The sequence below is a fragment of the Halomonas sp. KM007 genome (assembly GCF_050709225.1).
In the GTDB taxonomy this organism is placed as follows: Bacteria; Pseudomonadota; Gammaproteobacteria; order Pseudomonadales; family Halomonadaceae; genus Vreelandella; species Vreelandella hamiltonii.
The window spans coordinates 2,818,342-2,832,725 of record NZ_CP136131.1 but is presented as its reverse complement, the minus strand read 5'-3'; the positions used below and the strand labels follow the sequence as shown (position 1 = coordinate 2,832,725).

Here is a 14,384-nt window from a genome sequence, read left to right as displayed (position 1 = left end):
CTACTGTAGGCTCACGAGCTAATCTGCGCGACCGCATCTTCACTGGCCTGGGCGCGCTGTGCTCCCGTCAGCTCGTTTAGCTGCCCCTTGGACATTTCCAGCAAACGGTCCGCATGGACGAAGTAGCTGTCGTCATGGCTAATGGCAAACACGGTTTTGCCCAACGCTTTCAAATGGGGGAGCAGCTCACGATAAAAGAGCCGCCGGAACTGCGGATCTTGGTCGGCCGCCCACTCATCCAGCAGCAAAATATCCCGCTCTTCGGCAATCGCCAGTAGCAGCGCCAAGCGCTTACGCTGCCCTTGCGAGAGCTGCGTATTCACTACGCGATCACCCTGCCACTCCAGTTTCTGCTGCATCTGCAACCGTTCGAGCCAGGTTTCGACCAGTCGCGGGTCGGCTGCTTTGCCGCCTGGCCCCATGGCTTGGTCGAACTGATGAAAGTCGGTGAAGACACTGGCAAAGCGCGCTCGAAACGCGGTCCACTCCTCCCGGTTAAGCTCCCTACCATCCACGCTAATCTGCCCGCTTTGCGGTCGATAAAGCCCCGAGAGCAAGCGTGCAAGCGTCGATTTACCGCTGCCGTTGCCGCCGATCAAAAACACCTGCTCACCACGCGCCAGCGTGAGGGTGAGCGGCCCCACCTGAAAACCCTCGCCACCCGCCGCTGGGGTATAGCGATACACCACGTTGGTGAGCGCCAAGCGCTGCCAACCCTCGAAACGATCCTCGACGTCGAAGCCCGGCCGATGCTCGGCTAGCGCCAGACTGGCCAGTTTATCGAAAGCGACTTGGGCACTGATCAGCGTCGGCCATGCGCCCACGGCTTGGATCAAGGGCGTGCGTAAAAACAGCAGGGTCAAAGCAAAGGTGGCCGCCACCGCGGGGCTTGCCCACCCCAGCACGTTGGCCATGAAAAAGACCACGCCAATGGCGCCCAGCATCATGATGTTGGACCAGTTATTGGCGCTGAGGTGGTAGGTGTCTGCGCGGATGATATGGTGACGATACGCTTTGGCGTTCGCGGTGTAGGATTCATCAAAAAAGCGCCGTGCCCGGTCACGATTGAGCGCTAGCTCCTTGCGTCCCTCGATGGCCGACTGGTAATCCCTATACAGCCGATCCTCGCTTTCGCGCACCTGATGGAAATGACGATACACCTTCGACACCAGTACCCAGCCGATCCCCATGGTGAACGCCATCCATAGCACGGTAATCACCACCATCTGCGGTGAGAGCCACGCAAGATACGCCACCGAAGCGAGCGTGAGCACCACGCCCTGCACCAGCTCCGGCAACCGCACGAAGCCGATGGTGATATTGCGTACGTCGCTCGAGAGACTCGCCAGCAGCGTGGCGTTGCCAAGCTGCTCTAAGCGCTCGATATCGGTATCCAGAATCCGCTTCACCAACCGAGAGCGCAGATCGAAGACGAAATGGTGGCCCAGCAAGGTAAGCGCTAGCTGCGTACACAGCGTCACCGCCAGCAGCAGCGCCAATAATCCCAAAAACTGTGGCAGTGCAGCGAGGGCACTGCCCGCTTCGATCAACCGCTGGTTGATGAACGCAATCACGCCCACCCCCAGCCCAGCACTCACCAGGCTCAATGCCAGCGCGCCTAAAAACGGCCAGCGATAGTGACGGAAAACCACCCGCAATAATTCCATGATGCCTCCCCTTTACGCATAGGCGGCGAATTGTGACGCACTTATCCGATAAATCAAACAAAGAGACTGATTTTCATTTACGAAAATTGCGTACACGCCTTTACGCATCGTTTCGGGATTGATTAACTGCCCTAGCCAACAACAGAGAGAGCGTCATGGTGGATTACAAACTACTTCACGCACTAGCCACCGTGGTGGAGTGCGGCGGCTTCGAGCGGGCAGGCGACATGATGGGCCTCTCGCAGTCGGCCATTTCACAGCGGATAAAGGCGCTGGAAGTCCGCTTGGGCCAGCCGGTGCTGGTGCGCCACCCCACGCTAGCACCCACGCCCGCAGGCCAGCGGTTGCTTGCCCATTATCAGCAAGTGCAGCTGCTAGAACGGGACTTACACGAGGCGCTTCCGACCTTGGAAAAAGCCGCGCCGCGACTGCGCATCGCCATCAATGCCGACAGCGTCGTGACTTGGTGGGCCGATGCCGTGGCGGATATTTGTCAGTCGGAAGGGGTGCTGATGGACTTGGTCATCGAAGACCAGGACGTTGGACTGAAGCGACTGCGCGATGGCGACGTGGCAGCCTGCCTGTGCGCCACTCCCCAGCCCATCGCCGGCGCTCGCTGCCTGCACGTCGGTGACATGCACTATCAGCCGTTGGCATCGCCCTCCTACGTGGCACGCTATTTCCCGGACGGCCCAAGCCTGAATGCGTTTCAACACGCACCGGCCATCGTATTTGGCCCACACGACCAGCTACAGCATCAGTTTTTAGCGCAGTGGGGCTATCAGGGATATTTCCCCTACCATTTATGCCCCTCATCAGAGGGCTTCGTTCGGCTGGCAGCCGCCGGCATTGGCTATGGCATGATTCCCCAGCGGCAGGCCGCCGAGTCGCTACAGTCAGGTCAGTTGGTGAGCATTGCACCAGGGCATGGATTGACCGTCCCCCTATATTGGCACTTTTGGCGACACAGTGGGCAGTTGATACAACGGCTGACCGAAAGGCTGAGCCATCTCACGCTTTAGCATCATTCTCATCTACTTGGGGACAAACGCGTCTACAATCAAAATGTTTTTAGAACGTTGTCATGCTGTTTGATAGGACGGGGCGTCATTATCTCGCCTTTTCGTTAGCGATCAGGGTTGCCTGAGCGGAGTAACAACAAACATCAAGAAAGCGAACGCTATGGATGCTAACGGTTGTTTGAAGCGCCTATTTGCCACTTTTCTTACGCTCTTACTCATTGCAGGCAGTCAGGTCAACGCTGCTGATACGCTGTCGGCATCTCCCGAACACGACCGTTACTCGCTTAATGACGTGACCCGCTATTGGCATACCGATACCCCCCTGACGCTGCGTGATGTGCTAGCCCGCACGGACGATTTTCAACCCGTTACAAGTGAATCTGATTTGCACTTTGGCTATACGCAAGGCGACACTTGGCTAACCACGCGCTTGCATAATCCCTCCCCACGCCCTGCCACGTGGCTGGTCACGTTCGAATACCCTTTTTTGGATCACGTCACGCTCTATACGCTGAGGGCGCACTTTACCGACGTGCAGCAAAGCGGCAGTGCCCTGCCGCTATCAGAGCGCGCCCTCGCTCATCGTCAGGCCATTTTTCCTGTGACCTTAGCAGGCGACGAAACCGTCACGCTGTATAGTCAAGTCTCGGCTGCCGGTAGCAAGGTATTGAATTACAGCGTCATGACGCCCGAAGCGTTCTACGCCCAAAACGACCGCCACAATTTTTGGCTCGCCACGTACTTCGGCATGTTGCTTGCGTTGGGGCTGTATAACTTTTTGCTTTTCTTTGGCCTCAAAGAACGCGTCTTCCTCTACTACTCGCTGTTTGCCTTCGGCTTCACGTTGGCACCGGACGCTCACGCGATTTCGCTTTATGTGCTGGGGGGTGCTCATCACGGTATTCGTCATCCCTATCCAACCGGCGCTGATATTGATGGATATCGCAGGCTTTACAGCTGCCCTACTACTACTGGTTTGCGGACTCTATTGCTCATGGCGACGCGTCCCCAGTGCTCGCCTATTCGTTGTGGCATGGTCGATCTTTTTACTTGGCGTAGCCGTGTTTGCACTGCGCAACATGAGTATATTGCCCGCCAACTTCGTCACGCTCCACGGCATTCAGATTGGCTCCGCCATCGAAATGTTGCTGCTCTCCTTTGCCTTGGCGGCACGTTTCAATAAATTGAAGAGGCAAAAAGAGCAAGCGCAAGCCGATACCGTGGCGATGCTGAAAAAACAAGAGGCCATTTTAGAAGCCAAAGTGGCGACTCGGACCGAAGCACTAGAGAAGCTCGCCAATTACGACATGCTGACAGGGCTACTCAACCGGCACGGTTTAGTTCGGCATGCCGATGCTGCCCTGGCGCGTAGCCATACTCACGGGGAGCCACTCGCGCTCATCATGTGCGACTTGGATCGCTTCAAACCGATCAATGACCAGTATGGGCATGAGGCAGGGGATTTCGTGCTTCAGCAAGTAGCCAAGCGGTTAGAACATATTGCACGCGAGGGAGATCACTGTGCTCGCTTTGGTGGCGACGAATTCATTTTGCTGCTGGAGCAAATTCAACACCCCAGCTTGCTGGAGGACATCTGCAGCCGCATCACTCAAGCCCTGAGCGACCCCATCAAACTACCCTGCGGAACCATGATCCACGTAGGGATCAGCATCGGCGTCACTCTTAGCCGCGACGGCAACGCCACTTTCGCCCAACTGCTCAAAGAGGCCGATCGTCAGATGTATGCCCAAAAATCACGCCAAACCAAGCGTTTTTATGGCTACGGTTCAGCGTGACATTTGCAGGGATGGGGCATTCAATCAAACAGGCTCATGCGTTTCATTACGTTATCGCGCTTGATTCGCCAATGAAATAGCGCGCCCGCCACGTGCAGTGTGATCAATACGACCAGTGCCCAGCCCAAACGCTCGTGCCACATGAAGAGGGTGTCTGAGAGTGCTTCGTTCTTGCCTAGCAGTCCCGGCAAATGCCAGTGAAAGAACTCCACGGGAAAACCGCCCGTTGCCGTGGCGGCCCAGCCGATCAACGGCATCGCTACCAGCCCCGCGTAAAGCAAGTGATGAACGCTGGTACTGAGGACACGCTCGAAAGCGTTCAAAGGCGGGTCATGGTCCGGCACCACGAAGGCGACCCGCGTGATGATGCGAAGCGTCATCAGCAGCAGAATCGCTACTCCCAGCGTCTTATGGCTGGTATAGAGCATGTTGGTCAGCGTATTCCCGACCAACGCCAAGGTGCGTTCATAGCCCAAAAACCCCAGTGTCAGGCCGCTCGCCAGCGAGAGCAGCACCGCCAGTGCCACCAGCCAGTGCAGCACCCGGTGTGGATAGATGTAGTGATCTAACTCGTGCATTCAAGACTCCCTGCCCAGCCATGTCGTCACCGTCAGCATAGTGCAACGTCGACCCGTTAGAAAAATAATGATTAGCCAGCGGTTTACCTTATAACGCTTCGCTGGGAGCCGCTAGCTGTTCGCGGATCAATTCTCCAAGCCGACGAGCGGGCTCGGAAGGCCGATGAGGTGCCCGGTGGAGCGCCAGCTCGATCATCGGCAGTGCAGGCAACCCGCTGCTCTCATCCAGCGGGCGCAGCATAGGCGTGAGCATGCTGCGCGTGACCACCACTACCGCCAGCCCTGCCGTGACAATCGGCGCTAGCCCCGCCATGGATTGGCTCGTATAGGCCACACGCCAATCTCGCCCGGCGGCTTGCAGCGCCTGCTCGGCCACTTCGCGAAATACATCCGCGCCTGGGATGTAAAGCGCCAGTGGAATAGGGTCACTCATGGAGGGCTGCTGATGCACCCCCACCGCCCAGACCAGCGGCTCACGGCGAATCACATCGCCCCCGGGCGAGTGCCGCTGGCGCGTCACCAGCGCCAAATCCAACGCCGAGGCTTTCACCTGTTCGACCAAATGCGCGCTGGTACCACACTGAACCGTCAGCCCCACGGCCGGGTAGAGCTGATGAAAATACGCGAATACCGACGGCAGCAACGAGGCGTAATCCTCAGGAATGCCCAGCGTAAGATCGCCGGTAATCTGGCGGGCCTGCATATCGCTCCAGGCGTCATCATTGAGGGCGAGCAGTTTTCGCGCATGGGCTAGCAGACGCTCTCCTTCTGGGGTAAAGCGCAGCCGCCGCCCTTCTCGTTCATGCAAGCTGACCGTCAACTGCGCCTCCAACCGCTGTAGCTGCATGCTGACGGTGGACTGCGTATACGCCAGCCGTTTGGCCGCAGCAGTAACGCTGCCGGTATCTGCAATGGCCACCAGCGTTCTCAACAGCGTTAGGTCAAAGGTAGGCGCCCTCATATATCACCATTGTCGATGTTATCGATCAAAAAAGATCGTTATCTTGATGTGTTTGTGATGAGTATGCTGCGCGTCATGAAGGTATTTCAAGGCTCGCTGCCACCAGGGTGAGTCAACACACAAGGAGACGCGCGATGCAGACCCGTCACTCATCGATTTTGCAATCCCCGTCCTACAGTATCGGTGCGGCCCTGGTGGCCGTCACATTATGGAGCATGGCACCCCTGATGGCGGAGCTTGCCCGTGCCACCGCCCCCCTTCAGCTAACCGCGCTGACACTGTTGGCAGGCGCACTGGCTACCCTCCCGCTGAGTCGCCGCGTGCCGATGGCACGCGGCGCGCTGAGCTGGAAGCTGGGCGTTTGGCTAGGTATTCCGCTGCTGATCGTAGGCGCCGTCAGTAGCTACTTCATTGGTATGCGTCTTGCTCCCGCCGCAGAGGCGGCGCTGATCACCTATACATGGCCTGTACTGTTCGTCTTGTTGAGCCAGTGGAGCCGCTGGGGCCGATTGCATTGGGCCAGTGTGGCTGGGGCGCTGATTGCTTTTTCGGGCGCTGCTATATTGCTGCTGCCCCAAGCGCTCAACGGCGGCTTCGGTGGTGTGGCCTCGGGCTATGGGTTGGCCTTGCTTGCGGCGTGCTGCTGGGCACTCTACTCATGGCTGGGTCAAGCGGCTCCCATCGCATTGACGCCGCTACTGCCGCGGTTGCTGCTAATAGCCTGCGCCTTCACCTGTCTTGGGAGTGTCTGGCTCGAGGGCGGCGTTGCGCTTCCTCGTGGTGAAGCGTTGGTGGCCGGTATCGCGTTGGGCTTGGGGCCCTACGGCATCGCCATGGTGGCGTGGGACAAAGCGCTGCGCTTTGGTCAGGCTAGCCTCGTGGGCAGCTTGGCTTACGGCGTGCCCATTCTGGCAGCGCTGTTGCTGGTCTTGGCCGGCATGAGCGTGCTTGACTGGCGGCTTCCCACCGCCGCGCTACTGGTGGTAGTGGGCTGCTTAAAGGCGGGCCGCTGAGGTGGGCATCATCATCTCGCTAAACAGCACGCTGGCCAGTAGCTCGGGCAACCAGGAGGGCGAAAAGGCCTCCTTTTCGGCGCTTTCGGCGCTCTGCATCTGCGCGAGCGACCACCATGCAAAACGAGGCGCAGTGCCGCCGCCGTGGGCCAATAACCGCGTGCCTTGAAGGCTTCTGTGGGGGGTCGGCTGAGTGTCGGGGCAGCGCACCAGGAAAAAGCGCTCCTCGAAGGGCTGGCCTGCGCTATCGGTTTGTCGGCGCTGACGAAGTAATGGCCCCAAAGGACAGATAAGCCCGACATCTGCATAAAGCAGGCGTATCGCTGCGGCTGGATAATCATCATCGTGTGCTAATGCGCTACCCAATGGCGTCCAATGGTCAAGCGACTCATCGCGTTTGAGCAGCAAATGCCCCTTTGGGTCAACGACCAGTAGCTGCACCTGCCGAGCGGCTTGCGTATCGAGTGTCATAAGCGGTCCATGCCTATCGATCTAAGTGGATGAATAAAAAAGCAGCGGCCAGCACGTCTCATGCGGGCCGCTGCTTCTCAGCGTAGCCAATCATCGGCGATTTGTTTTAAGCCATTAGGCGCGATTGCTCGAGTCGCGTCATTGCCCTAGGTAGCGGGGCTTGGCTATCCCCGCCAACGCATCAAGAGGGAGGGTGAGCGTGGGTTGGCCCACTGCATAAGGCGCAATCTCATAGACGTTGTAGGTCACTTCCCAGCGATCCTCCAGCGGCGCAATGTTGCGACTCGGGCTAAGCGGCCAGGCAACGGCAAACTGCTCATCGAAGCCCGCCTCGGTGATCCAGCGCCGATGTGCCTCTGTCAACAGCGCATCGAAAGCAGCCGCTTGCCCCTCTAACAGCATCTCGTCGGGCTCGACGACACGATGTTCGCGCTCATCAATGACCATATAGTCCGTCAGCGGCAGTCCGTGAGCCTGGCCTGCGTGGTACACATAGCTGTTTAGCTCGATCACTAGTAGATCGTGGTGACGTGCGTAGACCGACGCTTCCAACAATGCCTCGCTGGTCATGTTGCCTGGCGCAACACGATTATCCTCCGCCGCCATGGCCAAGAAACGATCGGCGTACTCGTCCCAGCTCTGTGCAGGCTGCGCCGCTTCCTCGTCGCTGATGGCCATGCCTAGAGTGAGCAAGCGTGTTCGCAAGGCGTCACTCAGTGTGGACGATTGAGGAAACGTCAGTGCCGAGACAGTCACCGTCGAGCACTGCTCGTCCTGGCAACCTGACGCCACGTACTGTTTTTCCACGGCAAGCGAGGCCAGGGCAATCGGCTCGCGGGGAGATTTATCAGCGGCCAAACAGCCACCTAGTAATAGCGTTCCGGCGAGTGATAGTCCTGCTCCTAGCGTTTTGAACGTGCGTAACATCATAACCTCCTTGTGGATCATGCGTCCTGATAAGGCGGGCGGGTCGTGGTAGAACGGCAGCGCCCCTGCAGTATGGCAGGGGCGCTGTTGTAAACACCGGCACGCGTGGGCGATTCTTAGGTGTCGGGCTGCATTTCGGTAGGCTCTGCTTCCACTTGCAGTTCGAACATCCCACTGCCGCTGGCGCTGAAACCACGGGCGCTCACGGTGTAAGTACCCGGTAGCAGCGCCTGCTCCAGCAGGGCGTTGGTTCCCTGACCGCCGTCGTCGTCACTGTAGGAGACACCTTCGCCATACAGTTCGAGATAGGTATCGAAGTCAGTGGAGTTCATCGCCAGCGTTACCCGCGAACTCTCCGTCAAGGTTAGCTGATAGGTCAACGGTTCGCCGCTGTACCAGCCATTGATGGTTTCATCGGGGGTCAATTCGCCTTCGTTGCGCAGCTCTACGTCTTCTGGCAACTCACGTGTTGCCACTGACAGGGTAAACAGGCCGCTGTCGGTACCGTACGCCGTGCGGGCCGTGATCTGATAGCTGCCCGGTGCCAGGAAATCGGCAATACGGGCGTCCAGATTACCGGCACTGTCGTCGTCTTCACGGTAATAGCCGTTGGCGCCTTCCAGCACGAGATAAGCATCCACATCGCTGGAATTCATCTCGATCTGGTACATGCCGGCTTCTTCGATCTCGAGCTCGTAGCTCAAGGGCTGCCCGCTGAACCAGCCATTCAACGACTCACCCGACTGAATGGCACCGTCATTGCGCAGGTCGCCATCGCCCGGAAGCTCACGCGGTTCTGCCGCCAAGGTGAACAGGCCGCTGCCATCACCAAAAGCGCTTCTTGCGGTCACCGTGTAATCGCCCGGCTCCAGAAAATCGGCAATGCGGGCATTCAGGTTACCGGCGCTGTCATCGTCTTCCCGGTAATAGCCGTTGGGGCCACGTAGCTCCAGATAGGCGTCGAATTCATCGGCACGCATCTCGATCTGGTACATGCCCGCCTCTTCGACGGTCAACGTGACTTCGCGGGGAGTGCTCTCCAGCCAGCTATCCATGGGCGTGCCCACCGCCAATGTGTCGGAGTCGCTCAGTTCGATGGTGCGGGCTTCGACACTGAAGGGGCCATAGCTCTGGGCATTGGCTCCGCTGACCACGACCATGTAGTCGCCGCTCTCTTTCACCCTATAACGCACGGTATCGGCACTGGAGAGCAGCTCCAGCTGATCATCGTACAGCGCCACGATGCCTTGCAAGGCACCGCGCAGCGACACCTCCACCAGCGCATCTTCATCCAGCTGGATGACATAGCGGGTAAAGCGGCTACCGTCGTTACCGTTCAGCTCATTGGCAGAGGTGATTTCGCCTCGGCCACGCTCGCCAAGCGCCAGGGTCTCCAACCCTTCGAACCTGGAGCCTGAATCACTGGCAACCTCACCCGAAACTTCCACCGTGTCCGGTGTGGAGGGGGTTTGAGAGAGAGACTGTGCTGCGAAGTAACCCACCGCAACGCCGCCCACAGCGACCAGCAGCAGAGTAACAGGAGAGGATTTGGCCATAGGTGCATCCTTGATCGTAGGCAAAAACGCCGATATAGCGTCATCGGATTATAAGGCGCTTCGATCCATTAAAGTGAGCATTTCAATAAAAATAACCCACGCTTTTGACGCTCGATTCCACCTTGCACCGCCGCCGTTAACTTACTGAAACACAAAGGCATAATGATTCGTTACAAAAAACGCAATTATGGAGCTATTTGCACCGATCTTCTTAAAGCTTGCCGACTCGCCATACGCGGGCTACTATCACCTGGCCAATTTGGCGCCTCATCGATGAAAGCGGAGTCCGCGACACGAACCTCTGAGGTACTCCAATGGGAGCCCTAAAACACCTGGTACGAACGAGTTGCCTGGCCACACTGCTGGTATTTTCTACCGCTCACCAAGCAGTTGCCAGTCAATCAGCAGTAAACCTGGAGCTAGAAGAAGGCGTTGCGTCTTTCTACAGTGACCGCTTCCAGGGAGCCCTTACCGCTAGCGGTGAAACCTTTGATCAGCAAGCCCTCACGGCGGCTCACCCAAGCCTCCCGTTCGGTACCAAAGTGCTGGTCACTCGCCCCGATACAGGGCAGGAAGTAGAAGTGATGATCAATGATCGTGGTCCCTTCGTTCAGGGACGAGTCATCGATCTTTCAAAGCGAGCGGCGCGCGCACTAGGCATGGTACGCCGAGGCACCGCCCCAGTGATGATCACTCTGGTAGATTAACGGATAACACACCCGCGAGCGTGTGCTACCCCTTAAACGATCAGCGTTGCCATGCAACCTGCTGACTAAAAGCGGCCCCCAGCGGGGCCGCTTTTTTATGGCCTAATGAACCTGAAAGCAGGCTAATGGTCTTTATGAGGCAAGGATTACCGCATTCCCTGACAGCAGGAGGCTATGATGATTTCTCGTTTCTACACGCTCACGACCTACCCCGCAGGCCTACCCGACCTCTCTACGTTCGCGCTGGAAAGTGCCGAGCTGCCGGAACTGGAAGAAGGCGAGGTTCGCATCCAGAATCGCTGGCTATCGGTCGACCCTTACATGCGCGGCAGAATGACGGGGATACGCACTTACATTGCCCCTTTCGAGCTGGGCAAGCCCATGGAAGGCGGCGCCATTGGTGACGTCATCGCATCGAGGCATCCCGATATCAAGGAAGGCCAGCGCGTCAGTCACATGGGCGGCTGGCGAGACATTGCCCAACTGCCGGGCGAAAGCGTCACCCCGCTGCCGGAAGGCGACGCCCCCGAGCAAGCCTATCTGGGCGTGCTGGGCATGCCGGGCATGACCGCCTGGACAGGCCTGAACCTGATTGCCGAATGCAAACCCAGCGATAACGTGCTGGTCAGTGCCGCCAGCGGTGCCGTGGGGTCACTGGCGGTACAGCTGGCCAAGGCCAAGGGGTGCCATGTGGTGGGCATTGCCGGGGCGACCCACAAGCTGGCCTGGCTGGAATCCATCGGCGTCGAGCCAGTCACCTATCAGGACCGCACTGCGCAGGAGCTCAGTGACGCCATCAAGCTTGCCAGCCCGAACGGCATCGATGTCTACTTCGAAAACGTGGGGGGCATCTGCCTGGAAGCCGCGTTGGCTCAGCTCAACGAAGGGGCGCGTATCGCCGTCTGCGGCATGATCGAAGGCTACAATGCCGAGGCACCTGCGCCTGGCCCCCGCAACCTGTCACAACTGGTGGTCCGCAAGGCCAGGATGCAAGGCTTCATCGTGGCGGATCACTGGGCCAGCTATCGCTACTTCCTGAATGAAGTGACGCCTCAGGTGGCCGATGGTCGCATCGTCTACCAGGAGACCATCAAGGAAGGCCTGGAAAGTACCCCGGAGGCGTTTCTGGCGCTCTTCTCAGGCGCCAACACGGGCAAGATGCTGGTGAAGCTGTAACTCACCAAGCTTCGCTACCACCCCATCTTATGCTCAGGGGGCAGCCCAGGCTGCCCCCTGCTATCTACAGCGCTATCGTGTTGGCTTAGCGATCGGTTTGGCTTAAAAGCTCAGCTCGACGCCGCCATGAACACTGCGCCCCGGCGCAGGCTCGTAAAAACGCCCAAAGGTGCCGTTGATGCGCACGTTGTCGTTGTACTCCTCGTCGAACAGATTACGCAGCCCCAGATAAGCGCTCAGCCGCGTATCACCACTGAGCTGCCACTCATCGCCTACACGCAGGTTGACCAGCCAATAGCTGTCGACTTGGGTGGCATTGGCGTTGTCGGCCATCAGGCTGCCGATATATTCGGTTTCCAGCGTGGCAAAACGTTCCTGTTGCTGCCAGGTCAACTGGTTGATCCAGGTCTGCTCGGGCAAGCCGGGGAGCCGATTGCCATCAAAGTTCGCCCCTGAGTCGTCAAAGTTATCGAACTCGTAGCGCGCCAGCGTCAAGGCACTGTTCACCCGCCATGCATCGGCCAGCTGCCAGCCTAGCGCCAACTCGATCCCGTCACGCCGGGTATCGCTGGCATTCTCGTAGAAGGTGCGCCCTCCTTCATCGAAAGGCACCAGCTCATCGCGCACCCGCACGGAAAACAGCGCCAGATCGTAATCCAGGGCCAGCGGTTCGACATACCCGCGCAGCCCGATTTCTCGATTCCAGGCTTTTTGCGGCTCGATGGCTGGGTTGAAGCCCCCGCCCGCAGGGTTGGCGAATTCGGCAAAGGTCGGGGTTTCGAACGCGGTGCCGGTGTTCAAATAGAGTTGATGCTGCGGCAGGTAACGATAGCTCACCCCGGCCGAGCCGCTCCATTCACTGAAGGAGCGTCGACCACTCTGGTCGCCATCTGCCAGAAAGTCATCGTCTACCCTGAGCGCCACACGATCGAAGCGCGCGCCCAGCGAAAACGTCACCTGCTCGGAAAGCGCCAGGTCCCCTTGGGCAAAGACGCCGCTGGAGGTAGCGCGCTGGGTTTCGTCAGCCGAGGCGTCTCCCACCGCGCCCACGGCATTGACCCGATTGCGGTAGCGGTCATCCTCCTGGCGAGCAAGGTCGACGCCGACCACGTAATCGAGGGGCAGCTCGCCCAGCATGGCCGCCTGGTGATACTCGGCGCTGGCCCCCATGTAATCACGGCGATAGCCCAAACGGCTGTCACCGACAAACGGCAGCTGCTGTTCGAAATCACGACGAGCCACAAAACCGCGCAGGTACAAGGCGCCGTCCCCCAGCGCCAAGTCTTCGTATTGCAGCCCCAGCACCTGCTGTTCGGCCTGCTGCCGGGCATCCAGCGCCAGGGCGTTGGGCGGCCTGATCGCGCCCTTGCGCAACCTCAGTGGCCGTCAGGGCACCGGGGTCTTCCGAGCGCGGGTTATCCAGCACGTTGATGATGGCCGTCAGTGCCCGTTCACTGCCCAACTCACGGCGCAGCTTGGCATTCAGCAGGTACTTTTCCGTGGCGCTCTGTTCGCGATAACCATCCACGTTGAGGGCCGTCAAGCTGACATGATGCGACCAATCCCCCTGCGCGCCACCGTGCTGCAGCGCCACTTTCTGATAGCCATGGCTGCCCGCCCCCAGGCGGATGCGAGTGCCAGGGTTGTCGCGCCCATCGGCCGTGGTCACGTCGATCACGCCCCCGGCAGCATTACCGTAGAGCACCGATGACGGGCCGCGAATCACCTCGATCCGTTCGGCGCTGTCCAGGTCGATGGCATCCAGCTGCGCTTGACCATCCGGCAGGGTATACGGAATGCCATCCACCATCACCGTAATCCCCCGTACGCCAAACGGCGCCCGGGCACCAAAACCACGAATGGCGATACGCTGGCCCTGGGCAAAATTATCGCGGTTCTGCAGCGATACCCCGGGCACCCTGTTCAGCGACTCATCCAGCCGCACCCGCTGCTGCCCCTGCTGGATCTCCTGGGCGTCGATAGTCGAAACAGCCGCTGGCGTGGCATAAAGTTCACGGGCCAAACGGGGAGCGCTGACCTCCACGGCAGGCAGCACGGTACTGGCCTCGGGCGCAGTTTGCGCCGCCGCCGGGGTCATCACCACCGACCCCAACAACAGAGCCAGCGGTGTACGTGAAAACGGTAATTGAAAACGATGCATGGATTCCCTTCCCAATGATTGGCGCTCAGCCTAATCTGAACGATAGTGTAAGTGGTTGGTCTTATAGGTTAGCTAAAAAAGTAAAGGAGGCTTTATGGCGTTTACAGCGACAGACCCGATCAAGATGATTTTTGCGGTGATCTTCCCCCCTCTCGGGGTGTTTCTCGAAGTCGGGCTAAAAGGACATTTCTGGCTCAATATCCTGCTGACCCTGTTTGGTTTCATACCGGGCATCCTTCATGCGTTCTATGTCATCTTGAAGCACTAGCCCGTTCGTATCACCCCGTCTGACAAACGCTGCCTTGCCTCGTGCAAGGCGGCGTTTTTGCCCCCGTCCTTTTCTTTCCGA

General features: G+C 58.8%; 12 protein-coding genes and 3 pseudogenes. 8 read left to right on the top strand and 7 right to left on the bottom strand.

The genetic code is table 11. The features are described from left to right. Window positions 1-11 precede the first annotated feature (11 nt). Window positions 12-1,667: a multidrug ABC transporter permease/ATP-binding protein gene (locus tag RVM27_RS13370; protein ID WP_287807420.1), complete on the bottom strand. Its 1,656-nt coding sequence runs from the start codon at window positions 1,665-1,667 to the stop codon at window positions 12-14. A 155-nt stretch (window positions 1,668-1,822) separates the two neighbouring features. On the opposite strand from RVM27_RS13370, the gene RVM27_RS13365 reads away from it, so the two are divergent. From RVM27_RS13365 to RVM27_RS13350, 4 genes and pseudogenes are all read left to right on the top strand, one after another. Continuing rightward, window positions 1,823-2,689 (top strand): LysR family transcriptional regulator ArgP, encoded by an 867-nt coding sequence (locus RVM27_RS13365; protein WP_153842196.1) that lies wholly within the window; start codon window positions 1,823-1,825, stop codon window positions 2,687-2,689. Between the two features lie 160 nt (window positions 2,690-2,849). Continuing rightward, window positions 2,850-3,476 (top strand): annotated as a pseudogene (locus RVM27_RS13360) (7TMR-DISMED2 domain-containing protein); the annotation flags it as partial. 88 nt (window positions 3,477-3,564) lie between these two features. Continuing rightward, a pseudogene (locus RVM27_RS13355) lies at window positions 3,565-3,804 on the top strand (7TM diverse intracellular signaling domain-containing protein); the annotation flags it as partial. A 48-nt stretch (window positions 3,805-3,852) separates the two neighbouring features. After that, a complete protein-coding gene (locus tag RVM27_RS13350) occupies window positions 3,853-4,485 on the top strand; it encodes a diguanylate cyclase domain-containing protein (RefSeq protein WP_498957781.1) in 633 nt (210 codons plus the stop codon). A gap of 20 nt (window positions 4,486-4,505) precedes the next feature. Here RVM27_RS13350 and RVM27_RS13345 read toward each other — a convergent pair whose 3' ends face one another. Further along, the gene (locus tag RVM27_RS13345) at window positions 4,506-5,063 is read right to left on the bottom strand and encodes a cytochrome b (RefSeq protein WP_153842194.1); all 558 of its coding nucleotides are present in this window, start codon (window positions 5,061-5,063) and stop codon (window positions 4,506-4,508) included. Between the two features lie 88 nt (window positions 5,064-5,151). Further along, entirely contained in the window at window positions 5,152-6,024 is an 873-nt protein-coding gene (locus tag RVM27_RS13340; RefSeq protein ID WP_287806221.1) for a LysR substrate-binding domain-containing protein, read from the bottom strand. Window positions 6,025-6,158: 134 nt separating this feature from the next. Here RVM27_RS13340 and RVM27_RS13335 point away from each other — a divergent pair, with 134 nt between their 5' ends. Beyond that, window positions 6,159-7,037, top strand: coding sequence for a DMT family transporter (locus tag RVM27_RS13335; RefSeq protein ID WP_287806218.1), 879 nt, complete (start codon window positions 6,159-6,161; stop codon window positions 7,035-7,037). Here the strand turns inward: RVM27_RS13335 and RVM27_RS13330 are convergent. From RVM27_RS13330 to RVM27_RS13320, 3 genes are all read right to left on the bottom strand, one after another. Next, window positions 7,020-7,508 (bottom strand): NUDIX hydrolase, encoded by a 489-nt coding sequence (locus tag RVM27_RS13330; RefSeq protein WP_287806216.1) that lies wholly within the window; start codon window positions 7,506-7,508, stop codon window positions 7,020-7,022. The two genes, RVM27_RS13335 and RVM27_RS13330, sit on opposite strands and share 18 nt — an antisense overlap. Window positions 7,509-7,646: 138 nt before the next feature. After that, the gene (locus RVM27_RS13325) at window positions 7,647-8,435 is read right to left on the bottom strand and encodes an RsiV family protein (protein ID WP_287806213.1); all 789 of its coding nucleotides are present in this window, start codon (window positions 8,433-8,435) and stop codon (window positions 7,647-7,649) included. A gap of 116 nt (window positions 8,436-8,551) precedes the next feature. Then, window positions 8,552-9,991 (bottom strand): hypothetical protein, encoded by a 1,440-nt coding sequence (locus tag RVM27_RS13320; protein ID WP_287806210.1) that lies wholly within the window; start codon window positions 9,989-9,991, stop codon window positions 8,552-8,554. Between the two features lie 314 nt (window positions 9,992-10,305). On the opposite strand from RVM27_RS13320, the gene RVM27_RS13315 reads away from it, so the two are divergent. Both RVM27_RS13315 and RVM27_RS13310 read left to right on the top strand, forming a co-directional pair. Continuing rightward, window positions 10,306-10,698, top strand: a complete 393-nt coding sequence (locus tag RVM27_RS13315) for a septal ring lytic transglycosylase RlpA family protein (protein WP_039176927.1) — start codon at window positions 10,306-10,308, stop codon at window positions 10,696-10,698. Between the two features lie 177 nt (window positions 10,699-10,875). After that, the gene (locus tag RVM27_RS13310; RefSeq protein ID WP_287806242.1) at window positions 10,876-11,874 is read left to right on the top strand and encodes an NADP-dependent oxidoreductase; all 999 of its coding nucleotides are present in this window, start codon (window positions 10,876-10,878) and stop codon (window positions 11,872-11,874) included. Window positions 11,875-11,976: 102 nt separating this feature from the next. Here RVM27_RS13310 and RVM27_RS13305 read toward each other — a convergent pair. Further along, a pseudogene (locus tag RVM27_RS13305) lies at window positions 11,977-13,972 on the bottom strand (TonB-dependent receptor family protein). Between the two features lie 157 nt (window positions 13,973-14,129). On the opposite strand from RVM27_RS13305, the gene RVM27_RS13300 reads away from it, so the two are divergent. Continuing rightward, window positions 14,130-14,303 (top strand): YqaE/Pmp3 family membrane protein, encoded by a 174-nt coding sequence (locus tag RVM27_RS13300; RefSeq protein ID WP_498938618.1) that lies wholly within the window; start codon window positions 14,130-14,132, stop codon window positions 14,301-14,303. Window positions 14,304-14,384 lie beyond the last annotated feature (81 nt).